This window comes from Streptomyces sp. NPDC086519 (genome assembly GCF_040686075.1).
Classification (GTDB): Bacteria; Actinomycetota; Actinomycetes; order Streptomycetales; family Streptomycetaceae; genus Streptomyces; species Streptomyces shenzhenensis.
Genome location: NZ_JBFBJL010000031.1, coordinates 58,981 through 75,820, shown reverse-complemented (window position 1 = coordinate 75,820; position 16,840 = coordinate 58,981). Strand labels below are relative to the sequence as shown.

13 protein-coding genes are annotated in these 16,840 nt (G+C 74.2%); 7 read left to right on the top strand and 6 right to left on the bottom strand.

All coding sequences use genetic code 11. The features are described 5' to 3' along the window. Positions 1-188: 188 nt before the first annotated feature. Positions 189-1,124 (bottom strand): NAD(P)/FAD-dependent oxidoreductase, encoded by a 936-nt coding sequence (locus tag AB0P24_RS27500; RefSeq protein WP_365798482.1) that lies wholly within the window; start codon positions 1,122-1,124, stop codon positions 189-191. Positions 1,125-1,202: 78 nt separating this feature from the next. On the opposite strand from AB0P24_RS27500, the gene AB0P24_RS27495 reads away from it, so the two are divergent. The 5 genes from AB0P24_RS27495 to AB0P24_RS27475 all read left to right on the top strand — a co-directional run bounded on the left by AB0P24_RS27495 (position 1,203) and on the right by AB0P24_RS27475 (position 5,636). After that, complete coding sequence (locus AB0P24_RS27495) at positions 1,203-1,775, top strand: XRE family transcriptional regulator (RefSeq protein ID WP_365798480.1); 573 nt, start codon at positions 1,203-1,205, stop codon at positions 1,773-1,775. 100 nt (positions 1,776-1,875) lie between these two features. Next, positions 1,876-2,844 carry an NADPH:quinone oxidoreductase family protein gene (locus tag AB0P24_RS27490; protein WP_365798478.1) on the top strand — a complete coding sequence of 323 codons (969 nt, stop codon included), beginning with the start codon at positions 1,876-1,878 and terminating at the stop codon, positions 2,842-2,844. Further along, positions 2,841-4,022 carry an acyl-CoA dehydrogenase family protein gene (locus AB0P24_RS27485; RefSeq protein ID WP_365798475.1) on the top strand — a complete coding sequence of 394 codons (1,182 nt, stop codon included), beginning with the start codon at positions 2,841-2,843 and terminating at the stop codon, positions 4,020-4,022. Before AB0P24_RS27490 ends, AB0P24_RS27485 begins: the two co-directional genes overlap by 4 nt. After that, positions 4,019-5,101, top strand: a complete 1,083-nt coding sequence (locus AB0P24_RS27480) for an acyl-CoA dehydrogenase family protein (RefSeq protein WP_365798473.1) — start codon at positions 4,019-4,021, stop codon at positions 5,099-5,101. The genes AB0P24_RS27485 and AB0P24_RS27480 overlap by 4 nt, the downstream gene beginning before the upstream one ends. A gap of 340 nt (positions 5,102-5,441) precedes the next feature. Beyond that, the gene (locus tag AB0P24_RS27475) at positions 5,442-5,636 is read left to right on the top strand and encodes a hypothetical protein (RefSeq protein WP_365798471.1); all 195 of its coding nucleotides are present in this window, start codon (positions 5,442-5,444) and stop codon (positions 5,634-5,636) included. Between the two features lie 9 nt (positions 5,637-5,645). On the opposite strand, the gene AB0P24_RS27470 is transcribed toward AB0P24_RS27475, so the two are convergent. The 4 genes from AB0P24_RS27470 to AB0P24_RS27455 all read right to left on the bottom strand — a co-directional run bounded on the left by AB0P24_RS27470 (position 5,646) and on the right by AB0P24_RS27455 (position 12,418). Beyond that, complete coding sequence (locus AB0P24_RS27470; protein ID WP_365798469.1) at positions 5,646-6,887, bottom strand: phosphodiester glycosidase family protein; 1,242 nt, start codon at positions 6,885-6,887, stop codon at positions 5,646-5,648. Between the two features lie 74 nt (positions 6,888-6,961). Continuing rightward, positions 6,962-7,330 carry a DUF779 domain-containing protein gene (locus AB0P24_RS27465; protein ID WP_365798467.1) on the bottom strand — a complete coding sequence of 123 codons (369 nt, stop codon included), beginning with the start codon at positions 7,328-7,330 and terminating at the stop codon, positions 6,962-6,964. Between the two features lie 260 nt (positions 7,331-7,590). Continuing rightward, the gene (locus tag AB0P24_RS27460; protein ID WP_365798465.1) at positions 7,591-11,853 is read right to left on the bottom strand and encodes a cation-translocating P-type ATPase; all 4,263 of its coding nucleotides are present in this window, start codon (positions 11,851-11,853) and stop codon (positions 7,591-7,593) included. A 22-nt stretch (positions 11,854-11,875) separates the two neighbouring features. Continuing rightward, a complete protein-coding gene (locus tag AB0P24_RS27455) occupies positions 11,876-12,418 on the bottom strand; it encodes a hypothetical protein (protein WP_365798463.1) in 543 nt (180 codons plus the stop codon). A gap of 270 nt (positions 12,419-12,688) precedes the next feature. Between AB0P24_RS27455 and AB0P24_RS27450 the strand changes: the two genes are divergently transcribed. Beyond that, on the top strand, positions 12,689-14,020 hold the full coding sequence (locus AB0P24_RS27450; protein ID WP_365798461.1) for an enolase C-terminal domain-like protein: 1,332 nt from the start codon (positions 12,689-12,691) through the stop codon (positions 14,018-14,020). A 4-nt stretch (positions 14,021-14,024) separates the two neighbouring features. Here the strand turns inward: AB0P24_RS27450 and AB0P24_RS27445 are convergent, their stop codons facing one another. Next, positions 14,025-15,617, bottom strand: a complete 1,593-nt coding sequence (locus AB0P24_RS27445; protein WP_365798459.1) for an MFS transporter — start codon at positions 15,615-15,617, stop codon at positions 14,025-14,027. A 193-nt stretch (positions 15,618-15,810) separates the two neighbouring features. Here AB0P24_RS27445 and AB0P24_RS27440 point away from each other — a divergent pair, with 193 nt between their 5' ends. After that, on the top strand, positions 15,811-16,812 hold the full coding sequence (locus AB0P24_RS27440) for an Lrp/AsnC family transcriptional regulator (RefSeq protein ID WP_365798457.1): 1,002 nt from the start codon (positions 15,811-15,813) through the stop codon (positions 16,810-16,812). Positions 16,813-16,840: the final 28 nt, after the last annotated feature.

Below are 16,840 nucleotides of genomic sequence, written 5' to 3'. Positions count from 1 at the left end.
GTGTGCCCGGATCTGCGTCGGCTCGGGGCGGCAGTGCCTGCGTGGGCGTGGCGGCAGCCGGGCTGCCCCTGCAGGGGCGGGGCCGGGTCACACGACAGCGGGTGTGTCCGGATCTGCGTCGGCTCGGGGCGGCAGTGCCCGCGTGTGCGCGGCCGCAGCCGGGCTGCCCCTGCACGGGCGGTGTCGGACTACACCCGCACGGCCGCGTCCAGGTCCGCGAAGAGCAGCTCGCCGTTGATCGCCGCGCCGGCCCGGTAGCCCCGGCTGGCCGCGTTGACCACCTGCTCCGCGAACCCGCTCGCGTTGCCGGCCGCCCACAGTCCGGGCACGGTCGTCAGGCCCCGCTCGTCGATCACCGGGTAGCTGCCGAACGGCGTCTGCTTCAGCTCCGCGCCCAGCCCGGTCAGCAGGTCGTTCCGCGGGACCGGCCGGGGCGCGACGAACAGCGCCTCCCGGTCGTGCACGTTCCCGTCCACGAGCCGCACGCCCGTCAGCCGGTCGTCCTCGACGCGCAGCCCCGCCACCTCGCCCGGCACCACCCGTACCCGGGCCGCGGCCAGCCTGCGCAGGTCGTCGTCGGTCAGCTCGGCCTCCTCGACCTGGTGCAGGAAGAGGGTCACGTCCTTGGACCACTGGGTGACCATCAGCGCCTGGTGCACGCTCATCGGGGTCGTGGCCAGCACGCCGAACGCCCGGTCGCGGACCTCCCAGCCGTGGCAGTACGGGCAGTGCAGCACATCCCTGCCGAAGCGTTCGGCGACGCCGGGGACGGGCGGCAGCTCGTCCTTCAGGCCGGTGGCGACGACCAGGTGCCGGGCCCGGACGGTCCGGCCGCTCGCCAGCGACACCGCGAAGCCGTCCGCGTGGTCGCCGGTCGCGGCCACCGCCCGGTCCCGGACCAGCTCCACGCCGTACCGGGCGATCTCCGCACGGCCCACGGCCAGGAACTCCGCGGGCGGCATGCCGTCCCGGGACAGGAACCCCTGCATGTGTGCCGACGGGGCGTTGCGCGGCTCGCCCGCGTCGACGACCAGGGTGCGGCGCCGGGCCCGGCCCAGCACCAGCGCGGCGGACAGCCCGGCCGCACCGCCTCCGACGACGACCACCTCGTACGTATCGGTCATGGTGACCACCTCCGCCGCCGAGGGTCGCCCGGCCGCTGCCGGATTGACAAACGGCTTTGCCGAAACTGCAATGCAGGGATGACTACGGACGACGTCCTCGCGGGCGTGGGACCCCGGCTGCGCCGGCTCCGCAAGGAGCGAGAGGTCACCCTCGCCGCCCTCTCCGAGACCACCGGCATCTCGGTCAGCACCCTCTCCCGGCTGGAGTCCGGGCTGCGCAAGCCCAGCCTGGAGCTGCTGCTGCCGATCGCGCAGGCCCATCAGGTGCCCCTGGACGAACTGGTCGGCGCCCCGCCGGCCGGCGATCCGCGGGTGCGGGCCAAGCCGATGGAGCGCCACGGCCGTACCTTCCTGCCGCTGACCCGGCAGCCGGGTGGTCTCCAGGCCTTCAAGGTGGTCGAACCGAAGCGGAGACTCGAACCCGAGCCGCGCACCCATGAGGGCTATGAGTGGCTGTACGTGCTGTCCGGGAAGCTGCGGCTGGTGCTCGGTGAGCACGACGTCGTGCTGGCGGCGGGAGAGGCGGCCGAGTTCGACACCCGGGTGCCGCACTGGTTCGGTTCGACGGGGGAGGGGCCGGTGGAGTTCCTCAGCCTGTTCGGGCCGCAGGGGGAGCGGATGCATGTGCGGGCGCGGCCGAAGAAGGCGTGACGAATCCGGCGTTCCCCCGGAGGTTGTTCCCTCCATGGCAAGCGACCGCTTAGTATGCGATGGACCCCGGTCAGACGACGCAGTCCCGTGGAGGCACCGCATGCAGGCATGGCAAGTGCACGAGAACGGCGAGCCGAGCGAGGTGATGCGGCTCCACGAGGTGGAGCGGCCCACGCCCGGCGACGGCCAGGTGCTGCTCAGGGTGCGTGCCGCCAACATCAACTTCCCTGACGTGCTGATGTGCCGGGGCCACTACCAGGTGCGCCCGCCGCTGCCGTTCACCCCGGGTGTGGAGATCTGCGGCGAGACCGAGGACGGGCGCCGGGTGATCGCCAACCCGGCGCTGCCGTACGGCGGTTTCGCCGAGTACGCGGTCGCGGACGCCGCCGCGCTGCTGCCCGCCCCGGACGCGCTGGACGACGCCGAGGCCGCCGCGCTGCACATCGGCTACCAGACGGGCTGGTTCGGACTGCACCGCCGGGCGGCCCTCCAGGCCGGCGAGACCCTGCTCGTGCACGCGGCCGCCGGCGGGGTCGGCAGCGCGGCCGTCCAGCTCGGCAAGGCGGCCGGGGCGACGGTGATCGGCGTGGTCGGCGGCGCCGACAAGGCGGCCGTGGCCCGCGAGCAGGGCTGTGACGTCGTCATCGACCGGCGTGCCGAGGACGTCGTCGCCGCCGTGAAGGAGGCCACCGGCGGGCGGGGCGCCGACGTGATCTACGACCCGGTCGGCGGCGACGCCTACACCCAGTCCGCCAAGGTCGTCGCCTTCGAGGGCCGGATCGTGGTCGTCGGCTTCGCCAGCGGCACCATCCCCAGCCCGGCGCTCAACCACGCCCTGGTGAAGAACTACTCGATCCTGGGCCTGCACTGGGGCCTGTACGCCACGAAGAACCCCAAGCTGATCCTGCACTGCCACCAGCAGCTCACCGAGCTGGCCGCCAAGGGCGCCATCAAGCCGCTGGTGAGCGAGCGGGTCCCGCTGTCCGAGGCCGCGGCGGCCGTGCAGCGGGTCGGTGACGGCGTCACCACCGGCCGGGTCACCGTCGTACCGAAGGGAGCCGCGGCATGACCGACGCCGCCGAACTGGAGCGCCGCACAGCCGAGCTGCTGGCCGCGCACCCGCCCGCCACGACCGGGAAGCTCGACTTCCTGAAGGCCCGCTTCGACGCGGGACTGGCCTGGGTGCACTACCCGGAGGGCCTCGGCGGCCTCGGGGCCCCGCGCTCCCTCCAGGTCGTCGTGGACGCGGCGCTGGAGGCCGCGGGCGCCCCCGACAACGACTCGCGCCGCAACGGCATCGGGCTCGGCATGGCCGCGCCGACCATCCTCAAGTACGGCACGGAGGAGCAGAAGCAGCGCTATCTGCGGCCGCTGTGGATCGGGGAGGAGGTCTGGTGCCAGCTCTTCAGTGAGCCCGGTGCCGGCTCCGACCTGGCCGCGCTCGGCACCCGGGCGGTCCGGGAAGGCGACGAGTGGGTGGTGAACGGGCAGAAGGTGTGGACGTCCGGCGCGCACAACGCCCGCTGGGCCATCCTCATCGCCCGCACCGACCCCGAGGTGCCCAAGCACGCGGGCATCACCTACTTCGTCTGCGACATGACCGACCCGGGCGTGGACGTCCGGCCGCTGCGGCAGATCACCGGCGAGGCCGAGTTCAACGAGGTCTTCCTCACCGACGTCCGCATCCCCGACTCCCGCCGCCTCGGCGCCGTCGGCGACGGCTGGCGGGTCGCCCAGACCACGCTGAACAACGAGCGCGTCGCCATCGGCGGCATGCGGCTGCCCCGCGAGGGCGGCATGATCGGCCCGGTCGCGAAGACCTGGCGCGAACGCCCCGAGCTGCGCACCCACGACCTGCACCAGCGGCTGCTGAAGCTGTGGGTCGAGTCCGAGGTCGCCCGCCTCACCGCCGAACGCCTGCGCCAGCAGCTCGTCGCCGGCCAGCCCGGCCCCGAAGGCGCCGGCATGAAGCTCGCCTTCGCCCGCCTCAACCAGGAGATCAGCGGCCTTGAGGTCGAACTCCGCGGTGAGGAAGGCCTGTTGTACGACGACTGGACCATGCGCCGGCCCGAACTGGTGGACTTCGTCGGCCGCGACGCCGGCTACCGCTACCTCCGTGCCAAGGGCAACAGCATCGAGGGCGGGACCAGCGAGGTCCTGCTGAACATCGTCGCCGAACGCGTCCTGGGCCTGCCGGCCGAGCCGCGCACCGACAAGGACGTCGCCTGGAAGGATCTGGCCCGATGAGCGCACAGCCCGACCTGCTGTACTCGGAGGAGGAAGAGGCGCTGCGGGCGGCGGTACGGGATCTGCTCGCCGACCACTGCGACGCGCCGGGCGTGATCGCCCGCACCGAGTCGGACACCCCGCACGACGCGGCCGCCTGGAAGGCTCTCACGGAGGGCATGGGGCTCGCCGGACTGCTGGTACCGGAGAAGCTGGGCGGCCAGGGCGCCTCGCACCGCGAAGTCGCGGTCGTGTTGGAGGAGCTGGGGCGGGCGGTGGCGCCCGTGCCGTATCTGACCAGTGCCGTGGTGGCGACCGAGGCGCTGCTGGCCTGTGGCGACGACGGGCTGCTCGGGAAGCTGGCGTCCGGGCGGACGGTCGGGGCGCTGGCGGTGGGGCTGCATGTCGCCCCGGGGGCCGCGTTCCGGGCCGTACGCGTCGAAGACGGCCGCCTGTACGGTGAGTTGACCGGGATCGCGGACGCGGCCGCCGCGGACGTGCTGCTGGTGCCCGGGGACGACGGCGGGCTGTACGCGGTGGAGGCGGGCGCCGTCTCCGTCACCCCCCAGGTGTCCTTCGACCTGACCCGGCCGCTCGCCACGGTGACGCTGGAAGGCGCGCCGGGGCGGCGCGTCGGCGACGCGGAGCCCGCGGTACGGCGGGCGCTGCGGGCCGGGGCCGGGCTGCTGGCCTCCGAACAGTTCGGGGTCGCCGAATGGGCGTTGACCGAGACCGTGCGGTACCTCAAGGAGCGCAAGCAGTTCAACCGGCCGGTGGGCGGGTTCCAGGCGATCAAGCACCGGCTGGCGCAGCTGTGGCTGGAGGTCGTCAATCTGCGGGCCGCCGCGCGGGGTGCCGCCGACGCGTTGGCCTCCGGCGAGGACGCCGACGTGCTGGTGGCCGTCGCGCAGGCCTACGCGGGACCGGTCGCCGTGCACGCGGCCGAGGAGGCGCTGCAGTTGCACGCGGGGATCGGCATGACCTGGGAACATCCGATCCACCTGTATCTGAAGCGGGCCAAGGCTGATTCGATCGCCTTCGGTTCGGCGGGGGCGCATCGGGAGGCCCTGGGCACGCTGGTTGATCTGCAGGCGCCCTGATCTGGCGGGTGCGGGCGCGGGTGCGGGTGCGGGTGCGTGGGGGCTGGTCGCGCACCCGCGGCGGAGCCGCATGGCCCGCATGAAGTGAACCCGGCGTGTCAGTCCAGCCGACTCCGCTCGCTGACAAGCCAATTGGGCTCTGTTCGCACGCATACTCCCTTCGGTTGCTCATGGCCCTGTCAACACCGACGATCTCGCCGGTCTGGAGGCCCTCCTGGACGCCCACGCGGTGTCGTGACACCACTCGAACGGAGGCCGTGTCAACCGCACCGGCCAACCCTCCGCTACGCCACACTTACGGCCGAACGCCCCGAAACGGGCGTGGCGGAGGAGGTTCGCGATGGCCGTTTCCATCTCTGTGGTGCTGCTGCTCCTGTTCCTGGCCGTGTTCTTCACGCGCCAGGGCGGGCTGAAGATCTCGCACGCCCTGGTCTGCATGGTGCTCGGCTTCTGTCTGGCCAGCACCAGCATGGCGCCGACCATCAGCGGCGGGCTCACCGCGACCGCCGACCTGGTCAGCGGTCTGCGGCCCTGAGCCATCGGCTCAGGGTCTCCAGAAGACCCCGATCCCGTTCGCCACGGCGCGCTCCGGGCTGTCGGTCGGGTGGTTGAGCACGCTCACCGTCTTCGCCCCCGCGGTGCGGGCCACCATCGTCGTGGAGCCCCCGCCGTCCAGGCTGAACGCGTCGACCGCCCCCAACCGCCGCATCTCGCGGGCGACTTCGGCGATGGTCATACCGCTGCGGTAGGCCACCGCGCCGTCCAGTGCCAACAGCAGCAGCCTGTGCCCGCCGCTCGCGTAGCCCACGGCCGTGCGCACGGCCGAGGTGGTGTCGTTCAGCCCGGCCGACGGCTCGCCGCCGCGCAGCACCGGGTAGCCGCCGACCGCGAACCGGTACGGGATCCTGGCGGCGGCCGCCACCATCTGCTCGCGCACCGTGACCGCTTCGCCCTTGATCAGAGCGCGCAGCCGGTCCGCGCCCGCCTCCCGGCCCAGCAGGACGGTCGTACCCGCGGCGATCGCACCGCTGCCCGGGGCGGCGGACGTGGCGACGACCCGGCCGTCGCGGATCTGCACCTCGTAGGTGTCCGTGCTGCACCCGGCGGCCCGGTCGATGTCCGAGCCGCAGGTGGCGCGCTTGCGGGAGGCCGAGCCCCAGGCGGTGGTGTAGGCGCCGACGGACCCCTGCGCCAGCGCGTACTGGTTGAGCCCGCGCAGCGTGAGGGTGGCAGCGGGGGTTCGGACCGTGCCCACGAGCGTCAGCCGGTCGAGCCGGGCCCGGCGGTCCATGCCGACACCGAAGACGTCGGTGGTGTCGGTGCCGGGCGGCAGCGCCGGGCCGAACCGCTGGGCCGTGGGCACCGCCGCCTTGAGCACCTTGCCGTGCGCGATCGCCGGGCCGACGCTCGCGCCGGTGGCCTCGACGCCGGGGTGCTGGGTCTCGGTGATGTCGAAGAAGTCGCCGTTCACGCCCGCGACCGCGTCCGCCGCGTCCGCCATCGTGGACACCGGCGACCGCGCGGCCACCGCGCCCGGGGAGAGCAGGTCCACGTGGACGTGCGGGTCGGTCAGGTCGACGGTCAGCAGATGGGCGTGGACCGTGCCCCTGGCCGCCGGGAGGTCGAACTGCCGGTAGGTGACGCCGGACGCGATCCGGCCGGTGCCCGACACGGCACTGGCCGGTGCCGCCCCCGCGAGGGCCGCACCGGCCAGTAAGCCGGACGTGGTGAGGATCGTGCACAGAGCTCGGGTCGTCGCCGCCAGCGGTCTTTGACGATGCGTCACCGCACCTCCTGATGTCTCGTCGAGTTCCCTCAGGACTCAGGAAGTGCAGCAGACGGGAGTGACCGGCGGGGCGGCTAGCCGTCGACTACGCGAGAACGGGTGAGGAAACGCACCCCCTCGGGTGCCTCCAGGGAGAAACCGCTCCCCCGTCCGGGTACCACGTCCACGATCAGCCGGGTGTGGCTCCACACCTCGTACTGGCTGCGGGACATCCAGAAGGTGACCGGCTGCTCGACACCGTCCACCGCCAGCTCGGCCAGCAGCACGTCCGAGCCGCCGGTGCGGAACTCGCCGTCCGGATAGCACATGGGCGCGCTGCCGTCGCAGCAGCCGCCGGACTGGTGGAACATCAGCGGGCCGTGCTCGGTGTGCAGCCGGCGCACCAGCTCGGCGGCCTGCGCGGTGAGTTCGACGCGCGGTGGCGTCGCTGTCGGGTCGGCCATGGTCGCACTCCTGGGGCCGGGGCGTCGGACCCTCTCAGTCTCACGTCCCGTCACAGGCGCGTCCAGAAGCGGTCGCCGGTCCGTTCGGCACGCGGCGCGGTCGCCGGGCGGATCCGGGCCGCCCAGGTTTCAGCCGCGCCGAGGTGTTCGTCGTACGCACTCGGGCCGATGGGCGGGGCGAGGGCGTACGGCGCGCGCGGCTGCCCTGCCGAGGGACATCCGCATGCCCGCAGTTCGGGGACGGGCCGGTGGACGCGGACTCACGGACGCGGCAGCAGGTTCGCGATCGTCCGGTCCACAACGGGCAGGGCGCGCTGGCCCCAGACGGCCAGGGCGATCGACGCGGTCACCGCGGTCAGGGCGAACGGGCCCAGCGGGGTGCAGCCGAAGAAGTGGCTGACTACCGGGGTTTCGATGACCGCGACCAGGACGGCGGCCGAGCCGAGCGAGGCGAGGCGGACCAACGAGCTGTCCCGGCGGTCCAGCAGGGTCTGGATGAGCTGGGTGCCGACCACCGCGGCCAGTGCCATCGTGCTGGAGCGGCGGGGCGTGCCGGGAGTGCCGCGGCCGATGAGCCAGGCCATGAGCGCGCCCGCGCTGGTCGTCAGCGCGCGGTGCCGGATCCGCCGCAGCAGGGGCGCGCCGAGCGCGGCCGACGGCGACCCGGGGTCCGACCGCTCCGCCGTCTCCTTCGGCGTGACCGCCACCGCCATCGCCGGGAACAGGTCGGTGAAGAGGTTGACCAGCAGCATCTGACGCGTGGACAGCGGGGCGCTGCGGGACAGCAGGGTGCCGAGGATGCCGAAGCCGATCTCGCCCGCGTTGCCGCCGATGAGGATGGCGACGGCGTCCGCGACGCTGTGCCACAGCGACCGGCCCTCCCGGACGGCGTCGATCAGCACCGTCAGGTCGTCGTCGGTGAGGACGAGGTCGGCCGCGTTGCGGGCGGCGGCGGAGCCGCGGGCGCTGATGCCCACGCCGATGTCGGCGGCGCGGATCGCCGCCGCGTCGTTGGCGCCGTCGCCGACCATGCCGACCACCCGTCCCGCGTCCCGCAGCGCCTCGACGACCTGAAGTTTCTGCTCCGGCGCCACCCGGGCCACGACACCCGCGTCGCGGAGCATCCGGGCCCTGCCCGTCCGGTCGGCGGCGGCCAGCTCGTCGCCGGTCACCACGACCGTGTCCGCGGGCCAGCCCAGCTCGGCGGCGATCGACCGGGCGGTCTGCGGATGGTCGCCGGTGAGCATCACCGGCCGTATGTTCTCCTCGTAGAGACTGCGCACCAGTTCCTTGGAGGTTTCGCGCGGGGCGTCGGCGAAGCCGAGCAGCCCGAGGAACTCCAGTCGCTCCAGGGGCTGTTCGAGGACGTTCGGCGCGTTCTCGGGGTCGCTCGTGCGGCGCTGGGCGACGGCCAGGACCCGCAGGCCCCCGGCGGCCAGCGCGTGGGCCGTCCGCGAGGCGTGCCCGGTGACGTCGGAGCAGGCGGGCAGCACGGTCTCCGGGGCGCCCTTCACCACCAGCAGGGGCGGTTCCGCGCCGGAGCGGCCGACGGCCGCCGCGTAGCCGCGGGCCGCCTCGAACGCGAGCTCCTGCGACTGCTCCCACTCGGGGTCGGGTTCGGCCGCGTCCAGCACCGCCGCGTCGGTGGCGTGCTCCGGCGGGCCGTCGCCGTCATCGAGCTGGGGGCAGGCCCGGGCCGCCACGCGCAGGATGCCGGCCACCGCCTCGTCGTCCGGGGCGTGGCTCTCCCCGTCGGTGCCGGTCACCTTCACCAGGCGCAGCGTGTTCTCGGTGAGCGTGCCGGTCTTGTCGAAGCAGATGGTGTCCATCCGGCCGAGCGCCTCCAGCGCGCGGGGCGCCCGGACCAGCACCCCGTCCCGGCTCAGCCGCCGGGCGGCGGCCAGTTGGGCCACCGTCGCCACCAGTGGCAGCCCCTCCGGTACGGCGGCGACGCCGACGGCCACGCCACCGCTCACCGCCTCCCGGATCGGGGTGCCGCGCAGCAGGGCGAGGCCGGTGATGGCGGCGCCGCCGCCCAGTGTCAACGGCAGTGCCTTCGCGGTGAGTTCGTGCAGCCGGGCCTGCACTCCGGCGGCCGGGGGCGTCCGCGCGGCGAGGTGGACGGCGCGGGCGGCCTCGGTGCGCTCGCCGGTGTCCACCACGACCGCCCGCGCGTGACCGGCGGCCACCGTCGTGCCCTCGAAGACCATGGAGTGCCGGTCGGCCACCGGCACATGCGGGGTCGCGGCGGTGTGCTTCTCGGTCGGCACCGACTCCCCGGTCAGCGCGGACTCGTCGACCTCCAGGCCGTCCTCGCACAGCACCCGGGCGTCGGCCGGCACCACGTCGTCCGTGTGCAGGTCGATCACATCGCCCGGTGACAGGCGTGCCGCGTCCACGGTGTGCGTCTCCGGTTCCCCGGCGGAGTCAGCCACCCGGGCCTGCCGTTTCTGGTCGGCGAGCAGCCCGGACACGGCCTGTTCGGCCCGCAGCCGCTGGATCCCGCCGATCAGGGCGTTGAGGTCGAGCGCGCCGACCACCAGCAGGGCGTCCACGGCCGAGCCGACGATCGCGGACGCCGCCGAGCCGACGGCGAGCACCGGGGTCAGCGGGTCGTCCAGTTCACTGCGCACGGCGTGGGCGAGCCGCCGTGTCCACCGCACCGGCGTGAGCAGCGGGCTCGGGGACGGCTCGGCGGTCCGCTCGCGTTCCCCGGGCGGCTCGTTCTCGCGTTCGTGCTCCAGCCGCTCCAGGGTTTCCCGCGGCCCGAGTTCATGCCAGTGCACTCGCGCCCTGGGCTGTGGGGCCTCGGCCCGCGCCACCCGCAGGGCCGCCCGGGTCCCGGACACCAGCGCGGCCGCGGCGGCGCCGTCCACCGGCGCGTGCCGCAGACCGGGCAGCGCGATCCAGCCGCGGCGCCCGGTCCTCCTCCCGCCGACCGCGACCAGCAGCCCGGAGAGCGCGGCACCCGACCGGGCCAGGGTCTGCGAGCGCCGGCCCACCCGGCGCGCGGCCGGTATCGCGGTCAGCAGCCGCCACACGTCGGGCAGCCCGTGCAGGGCGAGGGCGTCGGCGCTCCAGACGACCGCGCTGCCGCCGTCGGTGAGCGCGAGCGCGATGTCACCGGCGAGCAGCCCGGCCAGCACCCCGGTGTCCCTGCCCGACCACAGCCGGGCCACCGTGATCACCGCGCCCGCGTCCTCGGGCAGGGAGCACACGATGTCGTCCAACGGCCGCCGGGCGTCGACCACTTGGTCGGCGAGGCCGGTGAAGTCCTCCAGCGCCGGGTCGTCCACCAGCACCACCCGCAGCCCGGCGCGCCGGGCCGCGTCCAGCACCGGCTCGGTCCAGGGGTCGGGATCCCCGTCCGCGGTGCACACCGCGCTCGGATGCAGCACGATCGTGCCGGCCAGCTCCAGCTCGCGCAGCCGCTCCGGATCGCGGACCAGCAGCCCCGACCGGGCCAGTACGGCGCCGAGCACCGCCTCGAACGCGGTCGGCCCGTACCGGGCGGCCTTGGGGGAGCCCGCGAGCACCGCCTCCGCCGCCTCGGCGGTGTCGTGCTTGACCAGCAGGGTGGCCGCCGCGCCCAGCGCGCTGCCGGCGAAGGCGTGGGTGGCGTACGCCTGGGCCGGGGTGGTGCGCAGGGGCCGGCGCGGACGGCCGCCGTCGCCGACGCTCGGCCGGTCCGGGGTGCACAGCTCGTCGTGGAAGAGCTCGAAGGCGACCGCCCGCGCCATGGTGTCGGCGAGCTGGCAGCCGCGCAGCGCCCCGTCGAGCAGCAGCGCGGCGGGGGTCTGCCCGGCCCCGTGGGCCGCGGCGTTGGCGCAGGCCAGCAGCAGGTCCATGGCGTCGGCCCCCAGGTGGGCGCGGATCGCGCCGCGGACGCGCGGGTTCTCCCGGAGCACCGTCACCACCGCGGTCACCGCACGCGGGGACGGCGGGAGCCGCAGCCAGTACGCGGCGACGCCGACCCCGGCACCGATCAGATCGGCCGCGAGTGTCGCCAGGGCAGCCCGGATGCCCGCCGGGTCGGCCGGGTGCGTGACCTCCTCGGGCGCGCCGGCGGCCGCGGTGAGACCGTGCCGGTCGGCGAGGTCGGCCGCGTGCTCCAGGATCTGGTCCAGGGCCGTGTCCTCGGCGGCGGCCACCACCAGGCGGCCGAGGCCCTCGTCCCAGTAGGCGAACAGGACGTCAGGATGTTCGGCCAGCGCCTCGGCGACATGCCCGGCGATCCGGTGCAGACCGCCCGCGGCCCGGGCCTGCGCGGGATCGGCCGCCCGCAGCGCGAGGTGCGCGCGGGTGCCGGACCGCCACTGCCGTCCGTCGCTGAGCAGCGCACTGCGGGCCGCCCGGGTCATACGGGCGGCCGTGTCCAGGCTCCTGACGCCGGCCCGCGCGGTGCCGGCCGCCGCTCCCGCGACCGCACCGACTCCCGGCGCGGCCGCCCGGGCCAGCAGCCGGGGCGCCCCGGACAGGACCCGCGCGGCGACGGACGGCACTGTCGGCAACCCGAGCGCCATCGCCCCTCACCCCCGGCTCACGTCAGCTGGTGGGTGGCGGGGTCGGGCCGGTGGCCGGCGGATCCTCGTTGCCGTGCGACGCCTGCGGGGCGGCGGGCGGTGTCATCGGGCCGGTGGGCGGGGTGGCCGGCTCGGCCGGCCGGGTCCAGGCGCCGCCCGGCATCTCGTCCTCCAGCATCGGGCCCGGGGCGCCGGTGGCCGGGCCCTGCCGCGCCGTCGTCACCGCATCGCCCATCGCCACGTAGGCGCCGTGGCCCGCGGTGTCGGTCATGTCCGCCGCCTCCGGGTGGGCGGTCTCGCCGTCGTGCTGCGGACGGGGCTGGGTGAGCCAGGCCACCGCCGCTCCGGTCAGCGCGACGGGCCACTCGACCACTCCGACCGCCCCGAGCACGCCGGCTCCGGCGTACACGGCCATCCGGCGGCCCCGGGGCGAGACGGCCCCGATCCTGTCCAGGGTTCCCTCGGCGGCCTTGCTCACCATCTCGGCGCCGGGCACGTGGCGCACCGCCGAGGCAACGTTGCGCAGGGGCGTGGCGAGGGCCGAGGAAGACATTCGCTCAGCCATGACTACTCCTCGTCAATGCAGGGATCACACGTTCTGCCTTGCTGAGTGCCCCTAAATGTCCGGGATCATCCAGGATTTATCGGATATATCAGAAAGTCATCTTCAAAGCGGATGTAGCGGATGATCCCGGCGGCCGGCCCTGGTGTACCGCGCGAGCGGATGCGGCCGGGAGCGCGGCCCCTGGTTCGCCGTTGACCGGAACGTGTCCGCATCCATAATCTCTATCTGCATATATAGATGACGCTTCCGCGGCAGTGAGGACCTTCGCCCATGAGCCAGCCCTTCGTCACCCGTTTCTCCGTGTATCCGGTGGCAGGCCGGGACTCCATGCTGCTCAACCTCTCCGGTGCGCACGCCCCGTACTTCACCCGCAACGTCGTGGTCGTCGAGGACTCCGAGGGGCGGACCGGGCTCGGTGAGGTGCCCGGCGGGGCGGCGATCACCCGGACCCTGCGGGATGCCGAGCCGCTGGTCGTCGGCGCACCGCTGGGGGACTACCAGCGGGTGCTGCGGGCCATCGGGAAGGAGTTCGGCGGGCGGGACGCCGACGGCCGCGGGGAGCAGACCTTCGACCTGCGCACCACCGTGCACGCCGTCACCGCCGTCGAGTCCGCCCTGCTCGACCTGCTCGGCCAGCACCTGGAGGTGCCCGTCGCCGCCCTGCTGGGCGACGGCAAGCAGCGCGACTCGGTACGCGTCCTCGGCTACCTCTTCCACGTCGGCGACCCCGACCGCACCGACCTGGACTACCTCCGCGAACCCGACTCGGACGTGCCCTGGTACCGGATCCGCCGCGAGGAGGCACTCACCCCCGAGTCGATCGTCCGGCAGGCCGAGGCGGCCTACGACCGCTACGGCTTCCGTGACTTCAAACTCAAGGGCGGTGTGCTGGCGGGCGCCGAGGAGGTCAAGGCCGTCCAGGCGCTGAAGCAACGCTTCCCCGAGGCCCGGATCACCCTCGACCCCAACGGCGCCTGGTCCCTGCGCGAGGCCGTCGAGCTGTGCCGCCCGCTGCTCGGCACGCTCGCCTACGCCGAGGATCCCTGCGGAGCCGAGGGCGGCTACTCCGGCCGCGAGATCCTCGCCGAGTTCCGCCGGGCCACCGGGCTGCCCACCGCGACCAACATGATCGCCACCGACTGGCGGCAGCTCACCCACGCCCTCGCCCTGCAGTCGGTGTCGATCCCGCTGGCGGACCCGCACTTCTGGACCCTGCGCGGGTCGGTGCGGGTGGCGCAGCTCTGCCACGAGACGGGGCTGACCTGGGGCTGCCACTCCAACAACCACTTCGACATCTCGCTGGCGATGATGGCCCACTGCGGTGCGGCGGCCCCGGGCGAGTACAACGCCCTGGACACGCACTGGATCTGGCAGGAGGGGCAGGAGCGGCTGACCGTCGAGCCGCCGCGGATCGTCGGTGGTGAGGTCGCCGTCACCGACGCACCCGGCCTCGGCGTCCGGCTCGACATGGACCGGCTGCTCGCGGCCCACGCCCTCCACGAGGAGCGCAGCCTCGGCGCGGGGCGGGACGACGCGGCCGGGATGCGGTACCTCGTGGACGGCTGGACCTTCGATCCCAAGCGGCCCTGCCTGGTGCGGTGAGCCGTCAGGCGCCCCGCGCGGCCCGGGCCTGCCCGACCGTGGTGTGCCCCGCCGCCCTGAGCGTCGGCCGCTGCCGGGGCGCGCGCAGCAGGACCACCGCGACCAGGGCCGCCAGCAGCGTCAGGCTCCCCGCCGTGATCAGGCACAGGCGCATTCCGTCCAGGAAGGAGTCGCCGAGCGCCCCCATCGTCCCGCCGGTCGAGGCGCCCAGGTCCAGCCCGGCGACCGCGCCGAGGCCGTCCGCCTGAGCGGTCGCGACGACCCGGTCCTGCGCCGCGCCGGTGACCCCCGCGCCGGTGAGATGCCCCGGCAGCGCGCCGAGGGCCCGGCTGGTGAGCAGCGCGCCCAGGACGGCCGGACCGAGGGCGCCGCCGACCTGCCGGAAGGCGTTGTTGGCGGCGGCGGCCATGCCGGCCAGGTGGTGCGGCACGGAGGCCACCGCGGTCGCGGTCATCGGCGTCATGACGAAGCCGATGCCGAGGCCCAGCAGGGCGAGCCGCCAGGCCGCCGAGCCGAACGAGGTGTCGGCGGCCAGGCCGGTCAGCGCGAACTGGGCGGCGGCGACCAGCAGCAGACCGCCGGTGATCATCACACGCGCCGATATCCGGTGCATCAGCCGCCCGGCCGGACCGCCGACCAGCAGGGACGCCCCCGTGACCGTGAGCAGCCGCCACGCGGCCTGCATGGTGTCGAGCCGCTGCACCATGCCGAAGTACAGGCTGAGCACGAAGAAGAACCCGATGAGTGCCAGGAAGCTGGTCATCGCGACCAGTGTGGTGGCGGTGAAGGCGGGGCTGCGGAACAGGCTCAGGTCCAGCATCGGGCTGTCGCTGCGCCGCTCCGCCAGCACAAACGCGCCCCCCGAGGCCGCGGCCGTGAACAGCGCCACCATCACCTTGACGTCGGTGAACGAGCTCGCCCCGCCCTCGATCACGCCGTACACCAGGGCGGTGACCGCGAGCGTGGCGGTCAGCTGGCCGGGCCAGTCCAGGCGGCGCCCGTGCGGCGCCCGCGAGTCGGGCAGCCGCCGGGCCGCGACTGCCGCGGCCAGCAGCGCGACCGGAACGCTCGGCAGATAGATCCAGCGCCAGGAGAAGTGCTGGACGACCGCACCGGCGATCAGCGGTCCGACGGCCAGGGCGGCCATCAGACAGGTGGCCCAGACGCCGATGAACCTGCCGCGCTCCCGGTGGTCCGGCACCGCATGGCTGATCAGCGCCAGCGTGGTCGGCAGCAGCGCGGCCGCGCCGACCCCGGCCAGGGCCTGCCCGGCCCAGACGACCTCGATCGAGCGCGCGCACAGCGCGGTGACCGCCCCCGCAGCCGAGAACAGCAGGCCCGCCTGGAACACCTTCTTGCGCCCGTGGACGTCCCCGAAGACGCCCGCGGTCAGGATGAACGCGGCCATCGGCAGCACGAACGCGTCCTGCACCCACGACAACTGGGCGGTCGAGGCGTTCAGCGCGGCCTGCACGGCGGGCAGGCTCACGGCGACGGTGGTGACCGGGAGGTAGGCGACGAAGACGCCCAGGCAGGCCATGGCGATCGTGGCCGCCCGCCGCTCGACCGGCGCGCTCGCCGGTGTCGTGACGTTCACGGAGATACTCCTTCGCGGCGCGTCGCGCCGCGGTCGAAGGCCACCGGCGTGTCCGGTGGCCTGTGTCGTACGGACGTCCGAGGGGAAACCCGCCGCCACAGCATCCGCTCTGCACGCCCACAACCACCAACCAAGGGGCCCTCCAGCCGTGAAAACCTCCATTGGAGCGGCCTCTCCGTGGCACACTTCCGCCATGCTCGACATCGTGGACAGAAAGATCCTCCGTGCCCTGCAGTGCGCGCCCCGGCTGCCCTTCCGCCGGATCGGCGAGGTGGCCGGTGTCTCCGAGCAGACCGCGGCCCGCCGCTACCAGGCGCTGCGCCGCGGCGGCGCACTGCGCGTGCTGGGACTCGTCAACCCCCGGGTGTACGGCTCCGCGGAGTGGGTGGCCCGGATCCGCTGCCGCCCCGACCGGATCGGCCCGCTCGCCGACGCCCTGGCCCGGCGTCCCGACATCGCCTACGCCCATCTGGCCTCGGGCGGTTCGGAGATCTTCTGCGTGATCCGCGCGCCGCTCGACACGGAGCGCGACGACGCCCTGTTCCGGCAGCTGCCGAAGTCCGCCTCGGTCCTGGACGTCAGCATCGATCTGCTCCTGCACGAGTACGGCGCTCCCGGCACCGCCGAGTGGACCGGCTACGGCGACAGCCTCGACGCCGAGCAGGTACGGCAGCTCACGGCGGAGCGGCCCCCGCCCGCCCCCGCGCCCCCGCCGCCTCCCGCGGACGAGGACGCCCCGCTGCTCGACGCCCTCGCCGAGGACGGCCGCACCACCCACACCCGCCTCGCCGAACGCACCGGCTGGTCGTCGACCCGGGTGGCCCGGCGGCTGGAGGCGCTGGAGAGCTCCGGGACCCTCGAATACGAGGTCGAACTGCTCCCGGAGCGCCTGGGCTACCCCCTCAACGCCCACATCTGGCTGCGGGTGGCCCCCGCCCACCTGGAGCGGGTCGGCGAGGAGTTCGCGCGCCACGCGGAGGTCCCGTTCGTCGGGGCCGTCACCGGCGAGTACAACCTGCTGGCCAGCGTCATCACTCGGGACCCCGACGACTTCTACCGCTACCTGACCACCCGCGTCGCCGCGACCTCCGGCGTCGACGCCTACAGCGTCAGCATGCGGGCCCGCCCCCTCAAGAAGGCGGCCTCTCTCATCTCCAGGGGCCGCCTGGTGCCGGCGACGTCCGGCCAGAAATAGTCTCGCCGGCCGGTCGGCGCCGACCACG